The organism is Flagellimonas marina, from assembly GCF_042651185.1.
Lineage (GTDB): Bacteria > Bacteroidota > Bacteroidia > Flavobacteriales > Flavobacteriaceae > Flagellimonas > Flagellimonas marina.
Genome location: NZ_JBHSCL010000013.1, coordinates 149,400 through 174,335 on the forward strand (window position 1 = coordinate 149,400; position 24,936 = coordinate 174,335).

Annotated in this window: 26 protein-coding genes and 1 pseudogene; 12 read left to right on the forward strand and 15 right to left on the reverse strand. The window is 41.1% G+C overall.

What is annotated here, in order from left to right; genetic code table 11:
- Nucleotides 1-3: 3 nt before the first annotated feature.
- The 4 genes from ACFOWS_RS18800 to ACFOWS_RS18815 all read left to right on the forward strand — a co-directional run bounded on the left by ACFOWS_RS18800 (nucleotide 4) and on the right by ACFOWS_RS18815 (nucleotide 4,759).
- Nucleotides 4-564 (forward strand): RNA polymerase sigma factor, encoded by a 561-nt coding sequence (locus tag ACFOWS_RS18800; RefSeq protein WP_379768051.1) that lies wholly within the window; start codon nucleotides 4-6, stop codon nucleotides 562-564.
- A 62-nt stretch (nucleotides 565-626) separates the two neighbouring features.
- Entirely contained in the window at nucleotides 627-1,502 is an 876-nt protein-coding gene (gene lipA / locus ACFOWS_RS18805; RefSeq protein ID WP_379768054.1) for a lipoyl synthase, read from the forward strand.
- Between the two features lie 21 nt (nucleotides 1,503-1,523).
- Nucleotides 1,524-2,534 carry a type I glyceraldehyde-3-phosphate dehydrogenase gene (gap, locus tag ACFOWS_RS18810; RefSeq protein WP_379768057.1) on the forward strand — a complete coding sequence of 337 codons (1,011 nt, stop codon included), beginning with the start codon at nucleotides 1,524-1,526 and terminating at the stop codon, nucleotides 2,532-2,534.
- Between the two features lie 53 nt (nucleotides 2,535-2,587).
- Nucleotides 2,588-4,759, forward strand: a complete 2,172-nt coding sequence (locus ACFOWS_RS18815; RefSeq protein WP_449267396.1) for a response regulator — start codon at nucleotides 2,588-2,590, stop codon at nucleotides 4,757-4,759.
- Here ACFOWS_RS18815 and lpxK read toward each other — a convergent pair.
- Entirely contained in the window at nucleotides 4,756-5,751 is a 996-nt protein-coding gene (lpxK, locus tag ACFOWS_RS18820; RefSeq protein ID WP_379768063.1) for a tetraacyldisaccharide 4'-kinase, read from the reverse strand. The genes ACFOWS_RS18815 and lpxK overlap by 4 nt on opposite strands.
- Before the next feature lie 47 nt (nucleotides 5,752-5,798).
- On the opposite strand from lpxK, the gene ACFOWS_RS18825 reads away from it, so the two are divergent.
- Nucleotides 5,799-6,893, forward strand: coding sequence for a Nif3-like dinuclear metal center hexameric protein (locus tag ACFOWS_RS18825; RefSeq protein WP_379768066.1), 1,095 nt, complete (start codon nucleotides 5,799-5,801; stop codon nucleotides 6,891-6,893).
- 5 nt (nucleotides 6,894-6,898) lie between these two features.
- Entirely contained in the window at nucleotides 6,899-7,678 is a 780-nt protein-coding gene (locus ACFOWS_RS18830; RefSeq protein WP_366584490.1) for a zinc ribbon domain-containing protein, read from the forward strand.
- A gap of 306 nt (nucleotides 7,679-7,984) precedes the next feature.
- On the opposite strand, the gene ACFOWS_RS18835 is transcribed toward ACFOWS_RS18830, so the two are convergent.
- Nucleotides 7,985-9,334, reverse strand: coding sequence for an FAD-dependent oxidoreductase (locus ACFOWS_RS18835; RefSeq protein WP_379768070.1), 1,350 nt, complete (start codon nucleotides 9,332-9,334; stop codon nucleotides 7,985-7,987).
- A 140-nt stretch (nucleotides 9,335-9,474) separates the two neighbouring features.
- Here ACFOWS_RS18835 and ACFOWS_RS18840 point away from each other — a divergent pair, with 140 nt between their 5' ends.
- A complete protein-coding gene (locus ACFOWS_RS18840; RefSeq protein ID WP_379768073.1) occupies nucleotides 9,475-9,624 on the forward strand; it encodes a DUF2256 domain-containing protein in 150 nt (49 codons plus the stop codon).
- Nucleotides 9,614-10,912: a DASH family cryptochrome gene (locus tag ACFOWS_RS18845; protein WP_379768076.1), complete on the forward strand. Its 1,299-nt coding sequence runs from the start codon at nucleotides 9,614-9,616 to the stop codon at nucleotides 10,910-10,912. The genes ACFOWS_RS18840 and ACFOWS_RS18845 overlap by 11 nt, the downstream gene beginning before the upstream one ends.
- Nucleotides 10,913-11,120: 208 nt before the next feature.
- Here ACFOWS_RS18845 and ACFOWS_RS18850 read toward each other — a convergent pair whose 3' ends face one another.
- From ACFOWS_RS18850 to ACFOWS_RS18865, 4 genes are all read right to left on the reverse strand, one after another.
- Nucleotides 11,121-11,669 carry a ClpP family protease gene (locus tag ACFOWS_RS18850; RefSeq protein WP_366584494.1) on the reverse strand — a complete coding sequence of 183 codons (549 nt, stop codon included), beginning with the start codon at nucleotides 11,667-11,669 and terminating at the stop codon, nucleotides 11,121-11,123.
- 82 nt (nucleotides 11,670-11,751) lie between these two features.
- Nucleotides 11,752-12,579 (reverse strand): mechanosensitive ion channel family protein, encoded by an 828-nt coding sequence (locus ACFOWS_RS18855; protein ID WP_379768079.1) that lies wholly within the window; start codon nucleotides 12,577-12,579, stop codon nucleotides 11,752-11,754.
- Nucleotides 12,580-12,603: 24 nt separating this feature from the next.
- Nucleotides 12,604-12,792 (reverse strand): hypothetical protein, encoded by a 189-nt coding sequence (locus ACFOWS_RS18860; RefSeq protein ID WP_379768082.1) that lies wholly within the window; start codon nucleotides 12,790-12,792, stop codon nucleotides 12,604-12,606.
- Complete coding sequence (locus tag ACFOWS_RS18865; RefSeq protein ID WP_379768085.1) at nucleotides 12,793-13,365, reverse strand: RNA polymerase sigma factor; 573 nt, start codon at nucleotides 13,363-13,365, stop codon at nucleotides 12,793-12,795.
- 140 nt (nucleotides 13,366-13,505) lie between these two features.
- Here ACFOWS_RS18865 and ACFOWS_RS18870 point away from each other — a divergent pair, with 140 nt between their 5' ends.
- Complete coding sequence (locus tag ACFOWS_RS18870; protein ID WP_379768088.1) at nucleotides 13,506-14,189, forward strand: hypothetical protein; 684 nt, start codon at nucleotides 13,506-13,508, stop codon at nucleotides 14,187-14,189.
- A 6-nt stretch (nucleotides 14,190-14,195) separates the two neighbouring features.
- On the opposite strand, the gene ACFOWS_RS18875 is transcribed toward ACFOWS_RS18870, so the two are convergent.
- The 3 genes from ACFOWS_RS18875 to ACFOWS_RS18885 are packed head-to-tail and all read right to left on the reverse strand — an operon-like array spanning nucleotide 14,196 to nucleotide 17,163.
- Nucleotides 14,196-15,344, reverse strand: a complete 1,149-nt coding sequence (locus tag ACFOWS_RS18875; RefSeq protein WP_379768091.1) for an MFS transporter — start codon at nucleotides 15,342-15,344, stop codon at nucleotides 14,196-14,198.
- A 28-nt stretch (nucleotides 15,345-15,372) separates the two neighbouring features.
- Nucleotides 15,373-16,641, reverse strand: coding sequence for a kynureninase (gene kynU / locus ACFOWS_RS18880; protein WP_379768094.1), 1,269 nt, complete (start codon nucleotides 16,639-16,641; stop codon nucleotides 15,373-15,375).
- A gap of 57 nt (nucleotides 16,642-16,698) precedes the next feature.
- Nucleotides 16,699-17,163, reverse strand: a complete 465-nt coding sequence (locus ACFOWS_RS18885) for a GNAT family N-acetyltransferase (protein ID WP_379768097.1) — start codon at nucleotides 17,161-17,163, stop codon at nucleotides 16,699-16,701.
- 196 nt (nucleotides 17,164-17,359) lie between these two features.
- On the opposite strand from ACFOWS_RS18885, the gene ACFOWS_RS18890 reads away from it, so the two are divergent.
- Together ACFOWS_RS18890 and ACFOWS_RS18895 are read left to right on the forward strand one after the other, a co-directional pair.
- A complete protein-coding gene (locus ACFOWS_RS18890) occupies nucleotides 17,360-17,713 on the forward strand; it encodes a hypothetical protein (protein WP_379768100.1) in 354 nt (117 codons plus the stop codon).
- Nucleotides 17,714-17,728: 15 nt separating this feature from the next.
- On the forward strand, nucleotides 17,729-18,370 hold the full coding sequence (locus ACFOWS_RS18895; protein WP_379768103.1) for an O-methyltransferase: 642 nt from the start codon (nucleotides 17,729-17,731) through the stop codon (nucleotides 18,368-18,370).
- On the opposite strand, the gene ACFOWS_RS18900 is transcribed toward ACFOWS_RS18895, so the two are convergent.
- The 6 genes from ACFOWS_RS18900 to ACFOWS_RS18925 all read right to left on the reverse strand — a co-directional run bounded on the left by ACFOWS_RS18900 (nucleotide 18,336) and on the right by ACFOWS_RS18925 (nucleotide 23,997).
- Entirely contained in the window at nucleotides 18,336-18,908 is a 573-nt protein-coding gene (locus ACFOWS_RS18900) for a phosphatase PAP2 family protein (protein ID WP_379768106.1), read from the reverse strand. The genes ACFOWS_RS18895 and ACFOWS_RS18900 overlap by 35 nt on opposite strands.
- Nucleotides 18,909-18,911: 3 nt before the next feature.
- Nucleotides 18,912-19,190, reverse strand: a complete 279-nt coding sequence (locus ACFOWS_RS18905) for a Sec-independent protein translocase subunit TatA/TatB (protein ID WP_366584526.1) — start codon at nucleotides 19,188-19,190, stop codon at nucleotides 18,912-18,914.
- 83 nt (nucleotides 19,191-19,273) lie between these two features.
- Nucleotides 19,274-21,589, reverse strand: a complete 2,316-nt coding sequence (locus ACFOWS_RS18910; RefSeq protein ID WP_379768109.1) for a M1 family metallopeptidase — start codon at nucleotides 21,587-21,589, stop codon at nucleotides 19,274-19,276.
- A 60-nt stretch (nucleotides 21,590-21,649) separates the two neighbouring features.
- Nucleotides 21,650-22,168 (reverse strand): DUF6702 family protein, encoded by a 519-nt coding sequence (locus ACFOWS_RS18915; protein WP_379768112.1) that lies wholly within the window; start codon nucleotides 22,166-22,168, stop codon nucleotides 21,650-21,652.
- A 282-nt stretch (nucleotides 22,169-22,450) separates the two neighbouring features.
- Nucleotides 22,451-23,260 carry a hypothetical protein gene (locus tag ACFOWS_RS18920; protein WP_379768115.1) on the reverse strand — a complete coding sequence of 270 codons (810 nt, stop codon included), beginning with the start codon at nucleotides 23,258-23,260 and terminating at the stop codon, nucleotides 22,451-22,453.
- Nucleotides 23,257-23,997, reverse strand: coding sequence for a hypothetical protein (locus tag ACFOWS_RS18925; protein WP_379768119.1), 741 nt, complete (start codon nucleotides 23,995-23,997; stop codon nucleotides 23,257-23,259). Before ACFOWS_RS18925 ends, ACFOWS_RS18920 begins: the two co-directional genes overlap by 4 nt.
- A 214-nt stretch (nucleotides 23,998-24,211) precedes the next feature.
- On the opposite strand from ACFOWS_RS18925, the pseudogene ACFOWS_RS18930 reads away from it, so the two are divergent.
- Nucleotides 24,212-24,936, forward strand: a pseudogene (locus ACFOWS_RS18930) (hypothetical protein); the annotation flags it as partial.

Here is a 24,936-nt window from a genome sequence, read left to right on the forward strand (position 1 = left end):
TTTTTGGAGAAAACCGAGCAGTTCATTAAGGAAAATATTGAAAAAGCCAAACAGGGCAATCAGATTGCCTTTAGTACGCTTTTGGATACCTTTTGGAATGATGTCTATGGTTTTCAGTTGATGCGCACCAAAAATGAAAATGATGCCGAGGACATTACCATCCGAACCTTTTCCAGGGCTTTTGACAAACTAGATACCTATGATGACACCTACGAGTTCAAAACTTGGCTCATCACCATCTCCAAAAATTTACATGTAGACCTTATTCGCAAAAGAAAGCGAAGTCTCTTGGATGAAATGGACTCCAAAGGCGACGAGGTAAAAAAAGTCTTGGATGAAACCCCTTCTGTGGAAGACCAATTGATTATTGAACAAAATCTTGCCAACTTGTTGCGGGACATCAAAAAATTGAAACCACACTATCAAAGGGTCATCAATCTGAGGTATTTTAACGAGTTTAGTTATGCCGATATCGCCAAAGAGCTCAATGAACCCGTGAACAATATCAAAGTGAAACTTCTGCGTGCTAAGAAGCTTTTGGCAGAAATCATCAAGAAAAAGTGAGTCGCTTCCAGGCTATTGGTTTCCTTCCCAGTTTCGTATCTTTGTATCTCTAATTTTGTTGTATGAGCACAAGCGTAGCGGAAAATGTACATCCACCAAAAGGAAAACCAAAATGGCTTCGGGTAAAGCTCCCCACAGGGAAAAAATACACCCAGTTACGAGGTTTGGTGGACAAGTATGACCTGCATACCATCTGCACCTCAGGAAGTTGCCCCAATATGGGCGAATGCTGGGGAGAAGGTACGGCCACCTTTATGATATTGGGGAATATTTGCACCCGTTCCTGTGGATTCTGTGGTGTAAAAACCGGTAGACCTGAAAGCGTGGATTGGGCCGAACCCGAAAAGGTGGCACGCTCCATAAAAATCATGAACATTAAGCATGCCGTGCTAACCTCTGTGGACCGGGACGATTTAAAAGATATGGGCTCCATTATCTGGGCCGAAACCGTGAAAGCGGTCAGGAGAATGAACCCAGAAACCACCATGGAAACCCTTATCCCAGATTTTCAGGGCATAGAAACCCATTTGGATAGAATTTTGCAAGTTGCTCCCGAGGTCATTTCACACAATATGGAAACGGTAAGAAGACTCACCCGTGAAGTTCGGATTCAGGCCAAATATGACCGTAGTTTGGAGGTATTGAACTATTTAAAGAGAAATGGGGCCAATAGGACCAAATCTGGTATCATGCTGGGCTTGGGGGAAGAAGAAAATGAGGTGATTGCCACCATGGAAGATCTTAGGAGCGTTGATGTAGACGTGGTAACCATTGGACAATATTTACAACCTTCCAAAAAACACCTTCCTGTAAAACAGTTCATTTTGCCCGAACAGTTTAAAAAATATGAGGAAATTGGATTGGAAATGGGCTTTAGACACGTAGAGAGTGGCGCTTTGGTGAGATCCTCCTATAAGGCCCATAAACATATACACTAGGTCGTTTGACCGTCCCCTATCATGAAAAATATTGTAATCGGTATAAATGGCTTTGGCCGAATTGGCCGAACCCTTTTTAGACTGCTTCAAAACCATCCAAATATTAGCGTGGCAGTCATCAATGATTTGGCAGATGCCAAAACCTTGGCGCATCTCCTTAAATATGACAGCATTCATGGCTCATTGAGTGATGAAGTGCAATCTGATGGTAATAATATAACGGTCAACGGCAAAAAAATCAATGTTCTCAATCATCAACATCCAAAAGACATTGATTGGAAGACCCATGGTGTGGACCTTGTAGTTGAATCCACCGGAAAGTTCAAGAAAAGGCAGGATTTGGAGTTTCACCTAAAAAATGGCGCCAAAAAGGTGATTCTTTCTGTTCCGCCTGAAGACGAATCCATAAAAATGGTGGTCCTAGGGGTGAACCAAGAGATTATTGGCCCAGAGGATGACATCATCTCCAATGCATCTTGTACCACCAACAATGCGGCGCCTATGATTAAGGTGATAAACGAACTTTGTGGCATTGAGCAGGCCTACATTACCACGGTGCATTCCTACACCTCGGACCAAAGGCTTCATGATGGCCCACATCGCGATTTAAGAAGGTCCCGCGCTGCGGCACAATCGATTATACCCACCACAACAGGTGCAGCCAAGGCCTTAACCAAGATTTTTCCCGAACTGTCTGATGTTATTGGAGGTTGCGGTATTCGAGTACCCGTACCCAATGGCTCCCTTACGGACATCACTTTTAATGTGAAAAGAGAAACTTCCATTGACGAAATAAATAGTACCTTTAAGAGACTAGCGGAAAATGAACTAAACAACATTCTCCAGTATACGGAAGACCCAATTGTTTCTATCGATATAAACAATAGTTGTCATTCTTGTACGTTTGATTCTTTGATGACCTCCGTGATTGGAAAAATGGTGAAAATTATCGGATGGTATGACAATGAGACTGGTTATTGTTCCAGAATTGTTGATTTAATAGCTTTGCTTATAAAGAAAGATTACGTTTGACCTCGAACTTACTACACAAATGGATTGGCGTTAGGTCGCTGTTTCTGGTGTGCATGTTAATATGCACCCAAATTTCCTTTGGTCAAAATCAAGATGACATTAGTTCTACGGCCAAAGTACAGGCCATCTTTGATGAATTCACAGAATATAGGCATCAAAACAAGTTGGACCTAGCTTTGGAAACCTTGGATGAGGCTGCTAAAATTGCAGAAAGTAACGAAGATGTAAAACTTTTACTGGATACCTATCATCAATTCGCCCGCTTATATTTGGAAGAAGGTGATAGGGATACCGCTATTTTTTATTGGGACAGGGCCAGCATTCTACTAAAGGATGTCTCATACTCCTTCGGCCAAGCCTTTCATCTGTATTTGGACGCAGCACTCCGTTTTGAGGAAGGCAACAACTTTCAATCCTTAAAATCCCTGGAAGAATCCAGAATGCTGAGCAACAACAGAAATCTCAGTAACAACATTCTGCTTTTAGAAGCCTATATTTTTACAAATATTGAAAAATATGACGATGCCATTAAAAACCTTCATGCGCTTATTGTAAACTCAGACGATAAGGAAAGGGCATATCTGGCCACAAAAGCCAACCTACAATTGTCCACAATCAGCATAAAGCTGAATGACATGGAAGAAGGCATTGTCCATTCCAAAGCCGCTTTGGAATTGGCAGAAAAACATGGATTCTCCAAAGAGATAAGAGCAGCGAATGAAGAGTTGTCCAAAATTTATGAAACTATTGGTCGCTATAATGAAGCCTTAAGTTACAACCGAGCGTTAGAGCAAATAAAAGACTCCATTTTCACCATTGAAAAGGCCAAACTTGATGCTGACAAAGCCGACAAACTGCGGTTTGAGCATCAAATGAACGAAATAAACAAGCTCACAGCCAAAAATGAGGAATTGAGCGAATCCAAAAACCGTTCAGAAATCACAGCGATTTTAACTTCCGCTTTTTTAACAATCATCTCATTGCTAGCCGTATCCCTTTTTAGGAACAACCAAATCAAGTTAAAGACCAACGATTTGTTGTACACCAAAAACAAAGAATTGGAGTTGGCCAGGGATTCAGCGGTTTCGGCCATGGAAGCAAAGACCAATTTCCTTTCAACTGTAACCCACGAGCTTAGAACGCCTTTGTATGCTGTAACCGGCCTCACGCACCTGTTGTTGGAAGAAAATCCGGCCGAACACCAAAAAGAACACCTAAAATCATTAAAGTTTTCTGGAGAATATTTGTTGAACTTCATCAACGACATCCTTCAAATCAACAAAATAGACGCTGACAAACTGGAACCGTTGAGCATTGAGTTTAAACTTGAAAAAGTACTCGCTGATGTTGTTGATTCCTTGCAACAGAACGCCAATGAAAACAAAACCAAACTCATTTTGGACTATGACCCCAATATTCCTAATCAGCTATTGGGTGACCCTATAAAACTGTCTCAAATCTTCATGAATCTCGTAGGCAATGCCCTAAAATTCACCAAGAATGGAAAGGTTGAAGTCATTGCCAAATTATTGAAAAAAGAGGAAGACCAAGTAAAACTATATTTTGAGGTCAGGGACAACGGCATTGGAATTTCGGAGGATCAACAGAAAAACATTTTCGATAGTTTTGAGCAGGGCTCCATTCAAATTAACCGTGAATATGGAGGTACTGGCTTGGGCCTTACCATTGTTAAAAGTTTACTCGGACTCTTTGGCAGTACCATTCAATTGGAAAGTGAGATTGACCACGGTAGTTCTTTCTTTTTTGAAATGGACCTTAAATGTGATGAGAAAGCCATTGATGAGGTTAGCTTTGAATTGAATCCGGAAGAGTTTGATTTTAAAGGACTTCATATATTGATTGTGGAGGACAACAAGATCAATCAGGTGATTACCAAGAAAATGCTTACCAAAAAAGAGATTACCTGCGATATTGCCAATAACGGTAACGAAGCCATTGACTTGGCCAAGGCCAATACGTATGATTGTATTTTAATGGATATTCACATGCCTGGTATCAGCGGTGAGGAGGCTACGCGCCAAATTCGAAAATTTGACCCAGACATACCCATTATTGCTTTGACCGCAATTTCTTTGGATGATAGCCTGGACAGTTTCTACAAAGCTGGATGTAATGATGTGGTCACCAAACCCTTTAAACCAGAGGTATTCTATCAAAAGATAGGTGAGAACATTTCCAAAAGTAAGATGCAGGGGCTCATTTAAATCAAACTTTTAAGGGTTTCCTCTAAAAACAAATGGTCCTCAGTACCAAAACTATGGGCCACTTCCACATAAAATAGATTTTTGACTCTACCCTGTAATCGCACATAATCCTTTTCTGTAGTGAGAATCAAAGCATGGTCCCTGAACTTTTGTATATCACTTTCCGAAAAATGATGATGATCTCCAAACTTGTAGTGCTCAAATAATACCCCCTCAGATTGTAAGTACTGCACCAAAGGTTCTGGTTGTGCTATACCCGTAACCAAGGTCACCTTCTTTTTCTTAATGTCAGGCAAACTTAGGTTTTCCACCTCCCCTTTTAAAATAGTGCTGTATTCCAAAGTGGCGAACAGTACTTTTTGATGTGGTAGCGGTTTAAGTTTATGCTGAATCCTATTTTTCTCCGATTGGGACAAATTCTTGGGGCATTTGGTAACAATAATGCAATCGGCACGTTTAGCTTCTCTCTTGCTATCGCGAAGGTCTCCCGTAGGAAGATACCAATCATCCACATAAAGATTACCATAGCTGGTCAAAAGAATGGAAAAATTAGGTTTCACCCTTCTGTGTTGAAATGCATCGTCCAGTAAAATAAGTTCTGGCTTTACTTTGTTTTCCAGTTGCGTGATACCATTCCTTCGGTCTGCATCCACGGCCACAGTGATTTCAGGAAATTTTTGGTGCAATTGATAGGGTTCATCGCCCAAATCCAAAACAGAACTGTTAGCATCGGCCCATAAAAAACCTTTGGACTGCCTTTTATACCCCCGACTCAATACCGCAATGGTATGCCCTTTGAACATACGAACTAAAAATTCAATCATTGGGGTTTTTCCTGTTCCGCCAACACTTAAATTGCCAACACACAACGTTGGGGTGTTATAAGTATGGGATTTGAATACACCTGTGTCGTATAGAAAATTTCGCAAATGCACCACTAGGCCATAGACCAAAGAAAACGGAAACGCTATTTTACGGAGCAATTGCAACATGGGACGAAAATATAATATTTTATCTTTAGCCTACTTAAGAAAAACAAATGACCGTAAAGGATATCACAAAAATACTGGAAGAGCTGGCTCCCTTAGCCCATGCGGAAGATTTTGATAATGTAGGGTTGTTGGTAGGTGACCCAAATATGACCGTAAATGGCATATTGGTAACCTTGGACACTTTAGAAAATGTTGTGGATGAGGCAATTTCAAAAAAACACAATCTCATCATCAGTTTCCACCCCATTATCTTTTCTGGGCTAAAAAAACTCACGGGAAGTAATTACGTACAACGGGTTGTTATGAAGGCAATTGCCAACAACATTGCCATTTATAGCATGCACACTGCCTTGGATAATAGTAAAAATGGGGTCAACGCCAAAATTTGTGAGGTACTGGGCATAGATAATCCTAAAATACTAATTCCAAAAGCGGGAACCATAAAAAAATTGACTACTTACGCCCCCATAAATGAGGCGGAAACTGTAAAATCTGCCCTTTTTGCAGCAGGAGCGGGTGAAATTGGAAAATACAGCAATTGTAGTTTCAGTCTGGAAGGTTCGGGTACTTTTATGGCTGGGGAAGAAGCGAACCCCACTATTGGGGATATCGGAAAGGTTCATGTGGAGAACGAAGTCCATATCAATGTGATTTTCTCTTTTGAAAGAGAGCAGCAAATCTTGAACGCTCTTTTTGATGCACATTCCTATGAAGAAGTGGCATATGAAATCTCCGTGCTCCAAAATATGAATCAAGATATCGGCATCGGTATGGTAGGCACCTTGAAGACCGAGATGGATGAAATTGAATTTCTGGAATACGTAAAAACCAAAATGAATGCCTCCGTTGTCCGTCACACCAGATTACTGGGCAAAAAGGTAAAACGGGTTGCTGTTTTGGGAGGAAGTGGTGCTTTTGCCATTTCGGCGGCCAAAAAAGCCAAAGCGGATGTTTTCATCACGTCTGACCTAAAATACCACCAGTTTTTTGAAGCCGAAAACCAACTTGTTCTTGCGGATATTGGGCACTTTGAAACTGAGCAGTTTACAAAAGATTTATTGGTTGATTATCTTACAAAAAAAATTCCTAATTTTGCAGTCTCTTTATCGGAGAGTAAAACAAATCCCATCAAGTATTTATAAATAATATGGCGAACAAAAAAGAAAGCACCGTGGAAGAAAAATTAAGAGCATTGTACGATCTACAGCTCATTGATTCCAGGGTTGATGAAATACGCAATGTGCGGGGAGAACTCCCATTGGAAGTACAGGACTTGGAAGATGAGGTACTTGGCCTTAAAACCCGTATGGACAAACTAAAAACAGACGTTGAGACCATCAATTTTGAGATTACGGCCAAAAAGAATCTCATTGAGGAGTCCAAAGCGCTCATTAAAAAATATGCGGAACAGCAAAAGAATGTCCGTAACAGCCGTGAGTTCAACTCCTTGAGCAAAGAGGTAGAATTCCAAGAATTGGAAATTCAATTGGCGGAAAAGAACATTAAGGAGTTCAAGGCCCAAATTGAACAGAAAAAGGAAGTTATCGCTGAAACCAAAGAAAAGCTTTCTGAGCGCGAAGGTCACTTAAAGCACAAAAAAGGGGAACTGGATGCTATTCTTGCTGAAACAGAAAAAGAGGAAAAAGCTCTTTTGAAAAAGTCAGAAGAGTTTGAAGAAAAAATTGAAGACCGTTTGGTTCAAGCCTACAAAAGAATTCGTACCAATGTAAAAAATGGTCTTGCCGTGGTTCCTGTGGAGCGTGGTGCATCTGGCGGTTCGTTCTTCACTATTCCGCCCCAAGTTCAGGTAGAGATTGCTTCCCGTAAAAAAATCATTACAGATGAGCACAGTGGACGGATTTTGGTAGACCCACTTTTGGCAGAAGAAGAACAAGAAAGAATGCAGAATATGTTTGCGAAACTGTAAACATTTGTATTTCCTTTAAAAATAATAGCCACCGTTTGGTGGCTTTTTTGTTTTCTTTCATTTATATCATTTCTAAGGAGTTTACGACTGAGAAATCTATTTTCACTGCTTTGAGATTTCTCCCATCCGGTCGAAATGACAAAAGCATTTTCAAGATTGTCATGCCGAACTTGTTTCGGCATCCCATTTCTGAATACATCTTCGAGAAAACCCGTGAAATTTCTGCCTACGGCAGGCAAGTGTGTCAAACTGTACAAAGATGTCTCGACTGCGCTCGACATGACGACAAGACCCTAAAAATCCTTTCTAACTATCGCCCAATAGTCCCAAAATCTTGTTTTCTACTTCCTTGGTCTCCCATTCAGACTCAATATTCGGCATTTTCAATACCTCTTTCATAATTGATTCTTGCTCATCCCCTATAGCCAGCGCTTCTGCATACGGCCTTTCGGAGAAAGTAACCCTGGAATAAACAGGAATCCATTTGTCTGGATGTTTGGCAGAAAACCATTTTTCAATCTTCTTTTGCAATAGAAATTTAGGGTCAGCCGTTTTACTGCTCATCTCCACAAAGTTTCGGTAACTAAGCTCGGCAATGGCATCCGCATTGGGTTTTCGCTCCTCTTGGTACTTCTCAAAAATAGTACTCCAATCATCCCCATGAGCTTCCATAAGTTCATTCAACACATAAATATCCTCAAACCCAGCGTTCATGCCCTGCCCATAAAACGGAACAATGGCATGGGCCGAATCGCCAACTAAAGCCACTTTATCCCAATAGGTCCACGGGTAACATTTCATGGTGACCATGGCACTGGTTGGGTTTTTGAAAAAATCCTGGGATAGGTTTTCAATATCCTTTCTGACATTGGGAAAATACGCAGCAAAAAACATTCGTGCTGCTTCTTCCGTTTTGATGCTTTCAAAAGAGACCTCCCCTTCAAAAGGCAAAAACAGCGTACAAGTAAAACTTCCATCAATATTGGGCATGGCAATGAGCATAAACTTGCCCCTTGGCCAAATATGGAACGAATTTTTATCCAATTTATGAGTTCCATCCTCATTAGCTGGTATGGTCAATTCCTTATAGCCCACATCGATGAAATCTTGGGAATAATCAAATCGGCTACGTCGCTGCATTTTGTGACGTACCCTTGAAAAGGCTCCATCACACCCGAAAATAATATCATATTGGTATTCCTTCCACTCGCTTTTTTCGGTTTCTCCAGTGTATATTTTGGCTTCGGGAAGGTTTACATCCCATACTTTTTCATTGAACCGGAATTCAGCCCCCGCTTCCTCGGCCAAATCAATCATTTTTTTGTTGAGGATGCCTCGCGAAATGGACCAAATGGCCTCCCCTTCTTTCCCGTATTTCTGAAAATAGACGGGTTTATCGTTTACGTGCATTGCCCTTTTATCCAAGGGAATGGCAATTTCCTTGATGCGTTCTTCCAAACCAACTTTTCGCAAAGAACGCCATCCTCTATTGCTCATGGCCAAGTTAATGGAACGGCCCGAAAATTTGATGGTCCTAATATCCGGTCTACGGTCAAAAACCGTAACCGAATGTCCTTTTTTACGTAGATAAATGGCTAAGAGTGAACCCACCAATCCGGAACCGATGATGGCTATGTTTTTAGGCGTCTGTGTCATAAATGCCCAATGGGCCAAATTCAGATTAAGGGATAAAAATAAGCATTTTGCCTGTTACACTTTACCAACCACTAGGTTTAGCACCTATACAATTTTATTTTGTTCAATTATTTAGTAATTTTATTAAACAATTTAATCTGTTGCGCTACAAGAAACCACATTTGCCCACAAAATTATGTCCTGTCTGTGAACGGTCTTTTACTTGGCGAAAGAAATGGGCCAAGAACTGGGAACATGTAATCTATTGCAGCGAACGCTGCAGAAAAAACAAGAGCAAACATGAAAACTAGCATAATCTGGTTTGGAAACAACCTTAGGGTAAAGGACAACGGGGTAGTACAAGGTGCCATGCAAGCGGATCGTGTACTTGCGGTTTACTTTTTTGATCCTCGACAGTTTCAAATCAATCCATTTGGTTTTAAGAAAACCGAACGATTTAGGGCAAAGTTCTTGTTGGAAACAGTTCAGCAACTGAAAAAGAATCTTGAAGAGCTAAATATCACCTTGCTGGTCTACCATGAAAAGCCAGAGGATAAGCTTCCAGAATTGATTGAAAGCTACAACATTGACCAAGTTCATCTTCAGAATGAATGGACTTCCGAAGAGAGCGATGTAATTTCTGAAGTACAACGTCGTGCAGCCAGCACTACCATGTTTCACAAGTACAATGACCAGTTTCTTTTTCATCCGGATGATATTCCCTTTGATTCTATGGCTCAAATTCCACAAGTGTTTACGGTTTTCAGAAAAAAGTGTGAGAAATACGTCAGTATGAGACCATGCTTTAGTAATCCCATATCTAAACCCATTGACAATAGAGTTCCTTCAAATACAAAAATCCCTACATTGGAAGATTTGGGGTATTCCAACTTTGAAACCGACCATCGGTCCGCTTTCCCATTCAAAGGTGGTGAAGACTCAGCCTTGCAGCGAATACAACACTACTTTTGGGACACTAAAAAGCTGGCGTACTACAAAAAGACCCGAAATGGTCTTTTAGGCACAGATTACAGTTCCAAATTATCGGCATGGTTGGCCAACGGCAGTATTTCAACAAGAACCATCTATTGGGAGGTAAAACGTTTTGAAGCTGAAATCACAAAAAACCAGGATACCTATTGGCTCATATTTGAGTTGATGTGGCGAGATTATTTTAAGTATGTTTCCCAAAAACACGGAAATCAAATTTTTAAAATTGATGGTATCCTTGAAAAAGACTATGATTGGGATTCCGATAAGACTGCCCTGAATGAATGGGTTAATGGCAAAACCCAAGATAATTTTGTGAACGCCAACATGATTGAACTAAAACAAACAGGCTGGATGAGCAATAGGGGCCGACAGAACGTTGCTAGTTATTGGTCTAAACACCTGCAACAAGATTGGAGAATAGGGGCTTCCTATTTTGAATCCATTCTGATTGATTACGATGTGCACAGCAATTGGGGAAATTGGATGTACAATAGTGGTGTGGGCAACGACCCCCGTAACCGGACGTTCAACACTAAAAGTCAAGCAGAACGATACGACCCGGATTATAAATTCAGAAACCGATGGTTGCAACCTACCTTGTTCTAAATTCTAGAAATAGGTCTTTTATTCATCCATTAGTAAGAAAGAGATAAAACCCAAATTCATCAACTTTAACAATGCTTTAGTATCTGGTGGCATCTTTGTTGCCGTATATATGTTAAATAAAATATTCCGCTTCGGCGTCCATATATATGCAAAAAGTCCTTCACAAAAACTTGCGAAGGACTTTTTCCCTTTTTAAGGTATTTTTATCTTATTTCAAGATTTCATCCACAATTCCGTATTCCACAGATTCTTCGGCTCCCATCCAATAATCGCGATCAAAATCCTTCATGACCTTATCAAAAGGTTGACCACAGTTTTCAGCCAAAATCTTTGCGCCCAATTCCTTGGTCTTAATGATTTCCTTGGCCTGAATTTCAATGTTGGATGCTTGGCCACGTGCTCCACCACTGGGTTGATGAATCATAACCCGCGCGTGGGGTTGAATAAATCGTCTCCCCTTTTTTCCAACGGATAAAAGAATGGACCCCATAGATGCTGCCAAACCGGAACAGACTGTTGAAACTGGACTTTTAAGTTGTTTTATGGTGTCGTAAATGGCAAAACCGGAGGTAACATACCCTCCAGGGCTATTAATAATCAGTTGAATTTCCTTGTTATTTTGCAAATCCAAGTACAGCAGACGATCTATGACGTGCTTTGCGGAATCATCATCTACCATTCCCCACAAAAACACCTTGCGTTCTTCTAACAGTTTTTCTTGGATCAATTCTTGAACCTTTCCTTTCTTTTGACTCATTTTTTATGTGTTGAAAGTTTCAAAAATAATCAAATTCCGAGGAAATATTGGTGGATAATCTGCTTTTGTCCAAATACCGGTTCTACGATCTAATTTCCACCTTTTGAGCAACCACATCTTTGATGGGTATCACAAATTTTCCTGCCTTGGTTACTAACGTAAGGCTGTTGTTCTCAATGGCCTCAATAGTCCCGGAATCATCACCAATGGTTATTTTGTCGCCCACAGCATAGGTTTTCCGAGTGTAGTAAGACCGAAGGATATCCGCTATTACATCTTTTGAGCCCAATCCCAACCCTAGACCAAAAGCCAATAAAAAGGAACCTAATATCATTGTTATGTTGTTGGTAATGATGGTGGTATCAACCCCGGCTTGGTTCAAAGCCGTAATCGACATAAAAATCACAATGATGTAAAACAATAGGTTGCTCACCAAATTGGAACCGCCCAATTCCAATGAATCAAACAAACGTTTTACAGTATTTTTTACCAAATTCCCGATATAAAAACCAATCATGAGCAGCACCAAAGCACTAAAGAATCTAGGCAAATAGCGCAATAGAGCTCCAATTTCATTGGATATTACACCCCAATTGAGAATATCAGCGGCCACAATCAGGAATACCAGCACTAGTCCCCATTTTACAAAGCCTAGAATAATTTTAACAATATCAATTTTAAAATCCCCCTTGCCAAATATATCCATGTCATTGATGCGTTCATTTAGCGCGCTAACTTTGGTGAGTTTTAAAATTTTTCCCAAAAGGAAAAGGACAATTTTTATGACCAACCATCCCACAATAAGAATGGTGATGGCTCCTATGATTTTGGGAAAAACGGTGGCAATCTCCTTTCCCATCGATGAAAATGAATTTATAGTAAGATCTTTCCAATTGTTTAGTGTCTCCATAGTTGTTGTTTATTTATGTTGTAGTTAGTTGTCTCCCAAGGTTCTGAAAAGCTTTCGCAGAGCACTGCCCACGTTTAGGGAAAAGAGTGAGGCCAAGTCCATGATCAACTTTGCCGCGGCTATGTCGTTCATCACTTTTTGCTTCATTTCTGGAGGGGCCTCCTTTAGTGATGCCTCCAATTGTTTGAATGGGTTCCTGTGTTGCTTTGCCATCTATTGTAGGGTGTTATAGATTTCCATTAATTTTTCCTTTGCACGCTTTAACCGCATTTTCACCGCACTCTCCCCAATCTCCATTAGACTTACCAATTCTTTGATACTGGCACCGTCTTGATACTTTAACAGTAAAAGAGATTTATCTTCAGCTGATATTTGCTCCAAGGCCTTTTTCAGTTTTTCTGCCTTCATTTCATACAAGCTCTGATCAGGAACCTCGGCCTTCAACTTGTATTCGGTTTCATCAACAGGAATTGATTTATCCCGCATTTTACGTTGCTTGTTCCGGTTTACATAGTTGACGCAAAAATTATAAGTGAAAGAATATAACCACGTTGAGAATTTTGACTTGCCTTTGAATGTCTTCAACTTAATGAACAGCTGCAAAAAGACATCTTGGGTCAAGTCTTCAGCCTCGCTATCAGATTTGGCGAAGGCATAACACTTGTTGTACACCATTTTGGCATAGCGATCATACAACCGCCCAAAAAGTAAGGGGTCATTGTTTGCTACAATACGTTCCACTAATTCCTCATCCGATAGATGGGCACACACGTCTTCCGTTTCCAAAGATGCTCTGTCGGGGTTACTTATAACTATTAGAAACAGCTTTTTAAGAAAAGTCACTCGAATGGGTTGATTTATTTAATCTGTCGAAAAAATGGCGCGCAAGATATCAAAAACATGGTATATTTGATTAAAAATCAGACATGAAGACCATCCATCCATTGTTTATCTTTTCGATCATACTTTTTATCGGTTGCAAAACCGAACCCAAGAAAGCTTCTACCGAAGCTGAACCCATGGTCGAAAAAAACATTCCTGAAAAAATTGCTGCCGCGCACGGATATGAACATTGGAAATCCGTTTCTGAAATCACCTTCACCTTTAACGTGGATAGGGACACCACCCATTTTGAGCGAAGCTGGGTCTGGAAACCCAAAATGAACGAGGTTACGGCCATTTCGGGTGCCGATACGTTGACTTATAATAGAGCTTCCATGGATAGCACCGCCTATAAAAGGAATGCAGGTTTCATCAATGACCGCTATTGGCTTTTAGCTCCTTTTAATTTGATTTGGGACGCTAACAGCTATACGTTTGAACATTCGGAAGCTGAAAAAGCACCCATCAGTGGGGAAGACATGCAAAAATTGACCATTGTCTACAAAAATGAAGGTGGCTATACACCCGGTGATGCCTATGATTTTTACTTTAAGGATGATCACATTCTTAGGGAATGGGTGTACCGAAAATCAAACCAAGAGGAGCCCTCGTTGGCCACCACCTGGGAAAATTACACTGAAATGGAGGGGCTAAAAATAGCGCAAGACCATAAAAAAGAGGATGGTAGCTTTCACCTCTATTTTACAGGTTTGTCAGTAACCGATTAATATGATTTATTTTCTTTTTTTGCCAAGGAAAAACGTAATCCCCAATACAAACAAAATACAGCCTAGTAGTACAGAGAAGCTATAGACAAGGGAGGTGGTTTCGGCAACAAATCCAAGGACAACAGGCCCCAACAAAAAGCCGATATACCCCGAACCTGCAATAAAGGCTATCCCTTGTGAGCTGTCCACGCCTTTTACATTGCCCCCAATACGGAACAATTCGGGCACAATTACCGAAAAACCAAGTCCATTAAATGCAAAACCAATAATGGACCATGTCGTATGCTGGGTCAAAATCAATACATAGCCAAAAGCAGCAATAAGTGCACCCAGGCCTACTATTTTTATGGGACCTATGATGGCGCTAATGCCATCTCCCAAGAATCGGCCTATGGTCATGGTGATGGAAAAGGCCAAAAATCCGGCTCCTATTAGCATTTCAGGGGCTAAAACCACCTCTTTTAGATACAACGCACTCCAATCCACGATAGCCCCTTCACAGGCATAACATATAAACCCAATAATTCCCAAAAGCAATAAGGGCCTAAAAAGTCTCAAGCTGAACGGTTCCTTCTCCACAGGAGCGGCAACAATATTGATGTAGTGTTTTTTGAAATAAAAATTAATGAAGAACACCACCATAACCGAAATTCCCATATGCAAAACAGGATTTCCAATCACGGGAATCAGAAAACTGCCAAGACCGACCAAAATTCCACCTAAGCTAAAAAAGCCATGTGCCGCGGACATAAAATTTTGTTTGTCCTCCTTTTCAATTTCGGTGACCAAGGTGTTAATGGCAATATCCGTAAAACCTGTACCTGCACCAAAAAGGTACAAAGCGCCCATCAACATGTAGTAATTTGGGGCCAAAAGAGGTAACAGGGCCACAAGAGAAACACACACAACCCCTATCCATGATGCCCTTCCCACCCCTATTCTGTTGATAAGTTTGGAGGCCATGGGAAAAATGGTGAAAACACCGAGCGACAAGCAAAAAAGGGCAATACCGAGATCGGCATTGTCTATGCCCAACTTTTCTTTGACGGAGGGGATATAAATGGCCCACGTTCCAAACCAAATATTAACACTGGCAAAAATCCATGAAGGACCAAAATATCTTGGATTGGAGAGAATGAGCAACAATGACCGCATAAGATTGGCTAATTTAAAGCAAGGCTATCTACTTTTGCAGGATGCCCTGCTTTAATATTTGCCCAAAATTGTACATATCCGTATAAGAGCAATAAAAAGGGGCCGGAGCCAATCGGATGACATTGGGTTCCCTCCAATCGGTGATAACACCATTTTTCATAAGGTAATCAAACAAAGACCGACCTTCACCATGCAAAAAGACAGAAAGTTGACAACCGCGCTCTTTGGGGGTGATAATCTCAAATGAACTCTCCACCTGTTTATCTATTTCTTGCAGAACAAACTCCAAATAGGCCGTGAGGGTCTTTTGTTTTTCAATGAGAGCATCCATACCTACTTCATCAAACAGTTCCAGTGAAGCTAAATACGGTGCAAGCGACAGTATGGGTGGGTTGCTCAATTGCCAAGCATCTGCAGATTCAATAGGGTCGAACTCCGGTTCCATTAAAAAACGGGTTTCCTTTTTCGTGCCCCACCATCCTTCAAACCTTGGTATATCTTTTTTGCCCAAATGTTTTTCGTGTACAAAAATTCCTGAAGCATTTCCGGGACCGCTGTTCATGTATTTGTAACTACACCAGGCTGCAAAATCGGTATCCCAATCGTGCAAGTTCAGTTTTACATTGCCCACGGCATGGGCCAAATCCCAACCTACAAAGGCCCCAACAGATTTGCCCGCTTTGGTGATGGCCTCCATATCCAGCACTTGGCCGTTGTAGTAGTTTACACCGCCCATAAGAACCAACGCCAACTCCTCACCTACTTCTTCTATCTTTTGGATGATGTCCTCGGTACGCCAAAAATGTTCCCCTTCCCGTTTTTTTACCTCTACTAAGGCGTCTTTTGGGTCCAACCGATGGAATCGCAACTGACTTTGCAACATATACTGATCGGAAGGAAATGCTTTTTCCTCACACAGAATTTTATAGCGTTTTGTGTTAGGGCGATAAAAGGAAACCATTAAAAGATGCAGGTTCACCGTTAGGGTATTCATCACCGAAACTTCTTTTGCACTTGCCCCGACCACCTTACCTAAACCTGCTGCCAATCGCTCGTGGTAATCCCACCACGGTTTGTCTGCATAAAAATGACCTTCCACAGCGAGTTCCTCCCAATCCTTCATAACCTCATCCACAAAGGCTTGGGTTCGTTTAGGCTGTAATCCCAAGGAATTTCCAGTAAAATAGATGACTTCTTTTCCATTCACTTTAGGAAAATGAAATTCCTTGCGATATTTAAAAAGCTTGTCCTTCGCATCCAACTGTTGTGCGAACTCAAGGGTATTGTGGAACGTCATGCTTTACTTGATTTAACCCAAAAATACGATTTGTGAATCTATTTTAGCACACCGTTATTATTCCAAACGCATTTCAATGATATGCTTTTTAAAACCAACTTTTTCATAGGCCTTTATGGCGGGGAGATTATCGTTGTAAACGGTCAAACGAATCTCTTTTAATCCTTTTCCATGGGACCATTTTTTCAATGCATCCACAATCAGAGCGTTGATGCCCCTTCCCCTATAGGCCGGGTCCGTGTACATAAACCCCAAATAGGCATAAAACTCATGATCCAAATAATGCCGCGCTTGTTTTGAAATGGCATAACCCGAAGACACCACCTTCCCTTCCATTTCGGCCACAATAACACAGCTATCATCATCCAAAATCATCTGTTTAAGGTCGTAATAACTGACGGGATCCTCTTTAATGGTCACATCAAAAGGGCGTTCTGAGGTGATAATGCCTTGTTCAAATTGAAGTAGTATGGGCAGATCGTCCAAAGTGGCATTTCGAATTGTAATTTGGTCTGATGTCATTTCAATTGAGGGTACAAGTTCTCTCCGAATGTACTTCTTTTATCTATTTTTGAAAAAAATAAACCTTGATTGAGCAACTACTTGAATTGATAGCAGATTTTTTTCGGAATGGTTCGAAGGCTAGTTATATTGTGGCATCAATTTTTGTCGCCTTTTTGGCCATAGCAATAAGCATTATAAAGTTTAAAAATAACCAATGAAAGCAAAGTATTTCAAAGCATCAATCATAGTGATTTCGGTTATTGTACTGGGAAATGTTTTATCAGGATTTATTAATATGTTTCAAACGTATCTTTACCAAACCAATAATGCAGAATTTGAATTTTCAACTATGCCAACAAAAGGAAGGGATATTGGAATGATGGAAAGACAATTTTCCGCTTACAAGAATGCTCATCCAGAATATAAAGATTTGGTCCTATACAGGACATTTAAACGAAATCCCTTGAAATTTTGGAATTGGTATTCGTATCTAACTGATGAAATGTATCAATATGACTATAAGGATGAAATTGAATCATTTTCTGGGAAAGGAAAATTTGGAATATAATAGTTCAAATAAACCATGCATTTCCTCTCCAACATACTAGAAGATTATATTGAAGAACACTCCCAGTCAGAACCTGAGTTATTGGCGGATTTGTCAAGGGAAACCCATCTAAAGGTTTTACAGCCCAGAATGATTACGGGTCATTTTCAAGGTCGGGTCTTGAGTTTACTATCCAAAATTATTGCGCCGAAAAATATATTGGAAATTGGAACCTACACCGGATATTCAGCCCTTTGTTTGGCGGAAGGGCTCCAAAAAACCGGGGAATTACATACTATAGAAATCAATGAGGAACTGCATGGTTTTCAACGCAAATATTTTGACCGGAGTGGTTTTGGTCCCCATATCATTCAACATACGGGGGATGCATTGGATATTATCCCCACCTTGGACCTTTCGTTTGATTTGGTCTTCATCGATGCCCAAAAGGTGAACTACGATGCCTATTTTGAGGCTGTGATTCAAAAAACCAGACCGGGCGGTGTTATTTTATCGGACAATGTACTTTGGTCAGGGAAAGTGGTGGAGCCGGTTCCCCAATCGGACAAAGCCACCCTTGCGTTGAAGGCCTATAATAAAAAGTTGCAAAGCGACCCACGGGTTGAAACAGTGATATTGCCCATTAGGGATGGACTGACCTTGAGTCGGGTGAAATAAATCGGTGGTGCAATTTATAGAAAAGAATTCCGGACAGAATCCCAACAACCATTCCTACTAAAATATCTATCGGGAAATGCACGCCAACATAGATTCGGCTCAAGGCAAACAAAATGGGCCAAATAAAGAACAGTGCTGCCCATTTTATGCTCTTCCGAAGGAAAAGAAACATTAGGGTGGTAATGGAAAAGGAACTTGAGGCATGCCCTGAGAAGAAACTGTAATCGGTTGGAGTTTTTAAAATACGGATCAGCGTATTGATTTCTTCCGTGTTATTGGGTCGCAACCGAGCTACCGAAATTTTGGTCCAATGGGTTATGGCGGTAATAAAAATGACCAATCCAATGAGAGTCAAAAGTTTAAACCAAGCCTCGCGTTTTGGGAATTTCAGGAAAAACAGAATGACAAATAGGATAAAAAGTGGAATCCATGTGGCTATATCAGTCACCGTGGACCAAAAGCCGTCGTATCTTTCAATGCCCAAACTATTGAGATAGATAAACGTATCCCTATCCCATTCGAGCAATCTTTGTAACATGGATTATTTGAGATTTCGTTTTACTGAGCCTGTAACTTCGTCCACATTTTTCTTAACGTCATCAATCTCTTTTCGGATGTCCTTGGTAAAGTCGGTATCGATACCTTGTTTATCGGCACTTTTTTGAATTTCGCGCTTAATGTCGTCCGTGGCATCCCTAAGTTGGCGCATTCCCTTGCCAAGTCCCTTAGCAATCCCAGGAATCTTATCGGCACCAAAAACCATCACCACTATGAATAGGATGAAAAAAATCTCTGCGCCGCTTATGAATAGAAAATACATACAACAAATATAATCAGAAGTTGGTAGGAAAATAAAAAAAGCCCCGTGAAATCACGAGGCCTTTTACTGTTATTTTGTTGCCCTTATTTTCCTTTGATGCTATCCTTGAATTTATCAAAGTCTGATTTCTCATCTTTTTGGGGCCAAGCATTATTGCTGGTGTCAATATCAGCAGTTTCCAACTTTGGATCTACCACAATACCCACCAACTCTTTTTGGGATGAAACCACGCGTTTTACCTCGGCGTCGTTCTTTCTCCAAATTTCTGGAGGATAGGTAACGTTCTCCTTGGTACCATCAGCATAGGTATATTCCACAATCAATGGCATTGGGATTCCCCCGGGCTTGTCAAATGTTATTTCGTAGAAATATTTAGGCTCTTTAACCTGCGCCCTTTCGGCTTCGGTCATGTTATCCATCATAAACTCCTTAAGGTTTTGGGAAGACTCGGTTGGAGATTTCCCTTTAAGCTCGGGCATGTAATCTTCACTATCTTCCTCTGCCAAGTACACCAATGGTGGCAAATCAGCCTCTGTGATATTTCTATCGGCCATATACTTTTCCATTTGTTTGGTGGGCTTGCTGCTCACGTAGTATTTTTTAACGCCTTTCACCCCAATATCAACATAATCGGTAGTGTAGAACCAACTTCTCCAGAACCAATCCAAGTCCACGGCAGAAGCATCTTCCATGGTTCGGAAGAAGTCCTCTGGGGTCGGGTGCTTAAACATCCAACGTTGTGCATAGGTTTTAAAGGCATGATCGAACAGTTCCTTCCCCATTACAGTTTCCCTTAGTATGTTCAATGCTGTGGCAGGTTTACCATAAGCGTTGGGCCCCAACTGATAAACATTTTCTGGGTTTGACATGATTGGGGCAATATAACTTTGGTCCCCAGCCATATAAGGTACAATGTCCGCTGGGTTTCCTCTTCGGGATGGATAGTTTTCATTAGGCGCGATGACCTCTGGAAAATTCTTACCAAATTCCTGCTCGGTCAAATATTGCATGAAGGTATCCAGACCTTCATCCATCCAGCCCCATTGACGCTCATCTGAATTCACGATCATCGGGAAGAAATTATGACCAACTTCGTGAATAATCACGCTGATCATTCCATATTTTACTTGATCGGAATACGTACCGTCTTCATTAGGTCTACCATAATTCCAGCAAATCATGGGATATTCCATCCCTTGGTTCTTGGCATGTACCGAAATTGCTTTATGATAGGGATAGGTAAAGGTGTGCTTGGAATACGTCTTCAGCGTTTGAACAACTGCTTTGGTTGACTGTTCTTCCCAAAGTGGGTTTCCTTCTTTGGGATAAAGAGAAACCGCCATGATATCCTTACCATCAATATTAACCGCCTGCATATCCCAAATAAACTTACGGGAAGACGCAAAGGCATAGTCCCTTACATTGGTCGCCTTGAATTTCCAAGTTTTCTTATCGGTTGAGAAGCCCTTTTCAGCAGCTTCCACTTCTTCTTGGGTAACAATGATTACAGGTTTGTCATAAGATTTTTTGGCTTCCTTATAGCGCTTCATCATTTCTTTGGTGAAGACTTCATCCCTGTTCTGAAGCTCTCCCGTAGCATCCAAAATATGGTCTGCCGGTACGGTTATGCTCACATCATAGTTTCCAAAAGGGAGTGCAAATTCTCCACTGCCCCAAAACTGATGGTTCTGCCATCCTTCCACATCGCTGTAAACAGCCATTCTAGGAAAGAACTGGGCAATAACGTAGGCGCGGTTTCCATCCTTAGGGAAATATTCATATCCAGACCGAGCTCTATTAACGGTATGGTCTGGCACATTGTACCACCATTTTATAGAGAAGGAAACTTTTTCACCACTCTTAAGCGGCTCTGGAATATTCACCCGCATCATGGTTTGATTGATGGTGTGGGACAATGGCTTTCCACTGGCATCTTTTACCCATTCAATATTAAAACCACCATCAAAAGGTTCGCTCATGTACGTTTCGGCAAAATTGCCTGCGGTATAGGCAATATTCACCCCATTACCATCACGTAGTGGAGATTTGGAATCCTTGGCACGGACATTTTGGTCCAATTGCACCCAAAGAAACTCCAAATTATCCGGTGAATTGTTATAATAGGTAATGGTTTCTTCACCGTGGATTCTTGCATTCTTATCATCCAACTCCACACTGATGTTATAATCCGCTTGTTGTTGGTAGTAATCAGGACCTGGCGCGCCAGAAGCGGAACGATAGGTGTTCGGTGTTGAAAATTCTTCATACAACTGCTTAAACCTACTTTGGTTGTAGTGACCAGGCTCCCGTTCCGGTTTGGCATCTCCTTCTTCCTGGGCCATCAACACAGCGCCAAAAAGAAACAGTATGGAAGCAAAACAATACTTAACTCTGTTCATTTTTTATTTGATTTTTAAACGTTGAAAATTAACTTTTTTTAACCAACTGTTAATATTACGTTACAAGTTTAACATTCCTTTATTATTTTCCTTGATGAGTACAAAGCTCTTTTTTTGGCCTTTCCATTTAAGGTGAACCAAATTCTTCTGCTCTTCAAACAAATCGGTGAGGATTTCATTTTGGACTGCCATGGATTTCAGGTTTGAAAAACCAACTTTTGGAATTTCCAAATAGCAGATGACCACGTCATTATCATAGCGTTTTCCCAAAAAAGTATATTGGGCAACTTCACCATTGAGTTCCACGGCAAATTTGGCCCTAAAGTACTTTTCGATGTACTCATCCGCCACTTTGGCCTCGTCCTTGGTAGCCAACTTCGCTTTTATGCCGTACCGTTCTTCCAAAACGTCATCAAGGTCATCAATAAAAATGCGACTGGTAATCTGAAAAGCATCATCTTCCTCTGCATAAACCATATTGGTAACGCTGACATAGAATTTATGAGCCGATGTGAAAGACAAAAAAAGTATGACTGCGAGTGACAATAGCAGTTTCCTTGCTGTTTTCAATTTCATCATATAAGTTTTAGACTCCTATATTGGGGCAATGTTACAGGATTTCATGGGATTTTGTGCAAAAGACTTGCCAAAATATACTTTCTTGGACCAGAGACGATATATTGAAAAAAAGAAACCAGATATAAGACGTACCTGTTATTGGTTAATGGTTATTCGGTTAATGGTTATTCGGTTATTGAGTTATTGGGTTGTTAGGTTATTGAAACCTTGAACTTGAACTTGAACTTGAACTTGATTCTTGTTTCTTGACTCCTGACTCCTGTTTCCTGACTCCTTAAAATTTCAATCCAAATTATTGTTCTGGCGGTAAACACGACTTTTTTCCACCATAAAATCCCAAATTTTTAATTTATCTTGTGTGTCCACCGTAGTCTGAAATGCCTCATCCACTTCACAGAAGTACATAAAATCCTCTATTTTTTCCATAGGAATCTTTAAAGTGGTCACAAAAAGCGAATCCACATAAAAATCCTGCACACGTTGCGTCCGGGCGTAGGTATTGTCCACTTTCACTCGGTTCTTCAACATTTTAGTGCGACCGGTAATGGCATTGATGATTGGATTTAGGGACACTGCGCCACCGGCACCACCCAGACCACCACCACCTTTAATGCTCATGGCAGAGGCTTCCTTAAGCAATCGTTCACTTTGGGTATAGTCCTTGGCATTGGCATTGGGAAGTCCCAAGGCTTCAGCATCCACAATTCTTGGAGGGGGGAGTTTTTCCAAATCCTTGTCCAAAACCCCTGAAAGGTTGTAGGGACTTACCACCACTTCTCGCAATTCGTTTACAAATTCCTCCATGGGAACAGTAATAAAACTGGAATTGAACAAGGTTTCGCTAATGGGCAGTACCTTTCTTTTGAAGTGAACAGCAGAAAACACCAACGTATCGTTCAATTGCGCCCGAATGATAAAATTTCCATCAATATCGGTGATCACCGTTTGTTCCGAGGCGATATTCTGAACCACAACACCCACCACATCTTCAGTGGCACTGGTAACCTTACCCCGTAATTCTTTGGTGATGCCATCTTGGGCAGTGGTTGATAAGACGCATAAACACAGTAATGGAAAAAGAAGCTTTTTCATTCTTCATTCAACTCCGTCAAAAAGGCCTTGCTCTGTGTGACCAAAAAATCAATCAGTTGAAATTCGTTTTCCTTTCGCAGCAAGGTCTGGGAAGGAATCTTATCATCGCAGTAAAGTAGGAATGCATCAATTTTGTTTTGTGGCAACCTTAAATCGACCACAAAAAACTCATCGTCATACACATGCCGGAGCACCTCACTCACCTTTAGCGGAGCGCGTTGTTGTCCATCGGCCTCCTGCGACTTGAAAAGTGCCTTAAAAATGTTCACAAAATTCAGACCGTCACGCATGCCCCGAACCGTTCTGGACTCTGCAATGTTTTCCACTTCTGTGCTCCGGTCAATCTCGTAGTCGAACTGTTTAAAATCTTCATTCTTTACCTGCAAAAACCGCTCTTGGTTTTCAGGGGTAACCACAACCTCATCCAACTCTTGCACCTTTTCATTTACCTCAACCACCAAACGGTTGTTCGCCAATATTTCCTCTGTAATGACTACTATTTCCAACTGGTAGGTGAGTGCCGTAAACACCAATTGGTCACCCACTTTTACCATAATGGCAAATTCCCCTTCATCATTGGTAATGGTGGCCTGGGCAGAGGTGGAGTTGATCACGTTCTCGTTGGGCACATTGGTATTCCTGTACAGCACCTTACCGCGCAACAATTGCCGATCTTCCTGTGCCATGGCCAAGGTTGAAAAGAACAACGAAAACAAAATCAGAAGTGTATTTTTCATAAGAAAGCATTTAGCCCAAGTTAAAGAAAACCTTTGAAGGTCATATAAAAAAGTAAAGCTGTTCTAAACTTTTGTTAATTCTCCAACGGCCATGATAGAAAAAAGAGGTATCCGTTCACCTGTGAACTTCGTATTTGGTCGGGATTTCTAAGAATAATCGGATCATAAGATTAGTTTTGTGGATTCCGTTTGGAAACCTCAAATATCAAACACTGTGAAAAAGCAAATTGTTTTTTTGATCGCTGCCCTACTGGCGATCACTTCCCTGCAAGCCCAGGTAAAGATTGGTGATAATCCACAAAGCATACACCCAGCTTCCGTTTTGGAACTACAAAGTAATAATCGGGTACTTGTAATAACCCGGGTCTCCGATGCCCAAATGAGTACCATTAACCCATTGCGGGGTGCCATGGTCTACAACACGGACGCTGAATGCATCCATTATTTCAATGGTACGGAGTGGATTAATATATGCGAGGAATTGGACAATTCATTTACCGTTAGCACTGAGGCCGTTTTTAATATTGCTTCTAGGGACAGCACCGTAGTGGTGACCCAAACGGAAACTCCTGACGGAATCAACTACAATTTTGAGGTCAACCGAATAAGGGGAGAAAACATTGTTCCTAGAACTCTGTTTGGCAGTAATTTAGCAGGGAATTCGATTACACAAACAGAATTACAAAACGATGCTGTTACACGCGACAAAATTAATCTTGATGTCGCTGGAACCGGATTGATACAGGCAGCAGATGGTTCACTTGAGGTGGATTATACTGCCATAACACCAGATTGGAATAATATCTCCAATATTCCTCTTGATATAGCCGATGGAGATGCGGATAATCAAAACCTTAGCATTGGTGCCGGGGGCATTGCAAACCAAAGTGTTGAGGTCGCAATCTCCGGGGGAGGGACAAGCGCATTGGTGGATGTGCG

Excerpts from the sequence above, each read along its gene's own strand:
- ACFOWS_RS18870 (WP_379768088.1), top strand. The coding sequence starts at position 13,506 with ATGAAGACCATCCATCCATTGTTTATCTTTTCGATCATACTTTTTATC.
- ACFOWS_RS18890 (WP_379768100.1), top strand. The coding sequence starts at position 17,360 with ATGAAAGCAAAGTATTTCAAAGCATCAATCATAGTGATTTCGGTTATT.
- ACFOWS_RS18815 (WP_449267396.1), top strand. The coding sequence starts at position 2,588 with ATGTTAATATGCACCCAAATTTCCTTTGGTCAAAATCAAGATGACATT.
- ACFOWS_RS18830 (WP_366584490.1), top strand. The coding sequence starts at position 6,899 with ATGGCGAACAAAAAAGAAAGCACCGTGGAAGAAAAATTAAGAGCATTG.
- ACFOWS_RS18905 (WP_366584526.1), bottom strand. The coding sequence starts at position 19,190 with ATGTATTTTCTATTCATAAGCGGCGCAGAGATTTTTTTCATCCTATTC.
- ACFOWS_RS18910 (WP_379768109.1), bottom strand. The coding sequence starts at position 21,589 with ATGAACAGAGTTAAGTATTGTTTTGCTTCCATACTGTTTCTTTTTGGC.
- ACFOWS_RS18845 (WP_379768076.1), top strand. The coding sequence starts at position 9,614 with ATGAAAACTAGCATAATCTGGTTTGGAAACAACCTTAGGGTAAAGGAC.
- lipA (WP_379768054.1), top strand. The coding sequence starts at position 627 with ATGAGCACAAGCGTAGCGGAAAATGTACATCCACCAAAAGGAAAACCA.
- gap (WP_379768057.1), top strand. The coding sequence starts at position 1,524 with ATGAAAAATATTGTAATCGGTATAAATGGCTTTGGCCGAATTGGCCGA.
- ACFOWS_RS18850 (WP_366584494.1), bottom strand. The coding sequence starts at position 11,669 with ATGAGTCAAAAGAAAGGAAAGGTTCAAGAATTGATCCAAGAAAAACTG.
- ACFOWS_RS18855 (WP_379768079.1), bottom strand. The coding sequence starts at position 12,579 with ATGGAGACACTAAACAATTGGAAAGATCTTACTATAAATTCATTTTCA.
- ACFOWS_RS18875 (WP_379768091.1), bottom strand. The coding sequence starts at position 15,344 with ATGCGGTCATTGTTGCTCATTCTCTCCAATCCAAGATATTTTGGTCCT.
- ACFOWS_RS18925 (WP_379768119.1), bottom strand. The coding sequence starts at position 23,997 with ATGAAAAATACACTTCTGATTTTGTTTTCGTTGTTCTTTTCAACCTTG.
- ACFOWS_RS18860 (WP_379768082.1), bottom strand. The coding sequence starts at position 12,792 with ATGGCAAAGCAACACAGGAACCCATTCAAACAATTGGAGGCATCACTA.
- ACFOWS_RS18900 (WP_379768106.1), bottom strand. The coding sequence starts at position 18,908 with ATGTTACAAAGATTGCTCGAATGGGATAGGGATACGTTTATCTATCTC.
- ACFOWS_RS18895 (WP_379768103.1), top strand. The coding sequence starts at position 17,729 with ATGCATTTCCTCTCCAACATACTAGAAGATTATATTGAAGAACACTCC.
- ACFOWS_RS18825 (WP_379768066.1), top strand. The coding sequence starts at position 5,799 with ATGACCGTAAAGGATATCACAAAAATACTGGAAGAGCTGGCTCCCTTA.
- lpxK (WP_379768063.1), bottom strand. The coding sequence starts at position 5,751 with ATGTTGCAATTGCTCCGTAAAATAGCGTTTCCGTTTTCTTTGGTCTAT.
- ACFOWS_RS18920 (WP_379768115.1), bottom strand. The coding sequence starts at position 23,260 with ATGAAAAAGCTTCTTTTTCCATTACTGTGTTTATGCGTCTTATCAACC.
- kynU (WP_379768094.1), bottom strand. The coding sequence starts at position 16,641 with ATGACGTTCCACAATACCCTTGAGTTCGCACAACAGTTGGATGCGAAG.
- ACFOWS_RS18915 (WP_379768112.1), bottom strand. The coding sequence starts at position 22,168 with ATGATGAAATTGAAAACAGCAAGGAAACTGCTATTGTCACTCGCAGTC.
- ACFOWS_RS18835 (WP_379768070.1), bottom strand. The coding sequence starts at position 9,334 with ATGACACAGACGCCTAAAAACATAGCCATCATCGGTTCCGGATTGGTG.
- ACFOWS_RS18885 (WP_379768097.1), bottom strand. The coding sequence starts at position 17,163 with ATGACATCAGACCAAATTACAATTCGAAATGCCACTTTGGACGATCTG.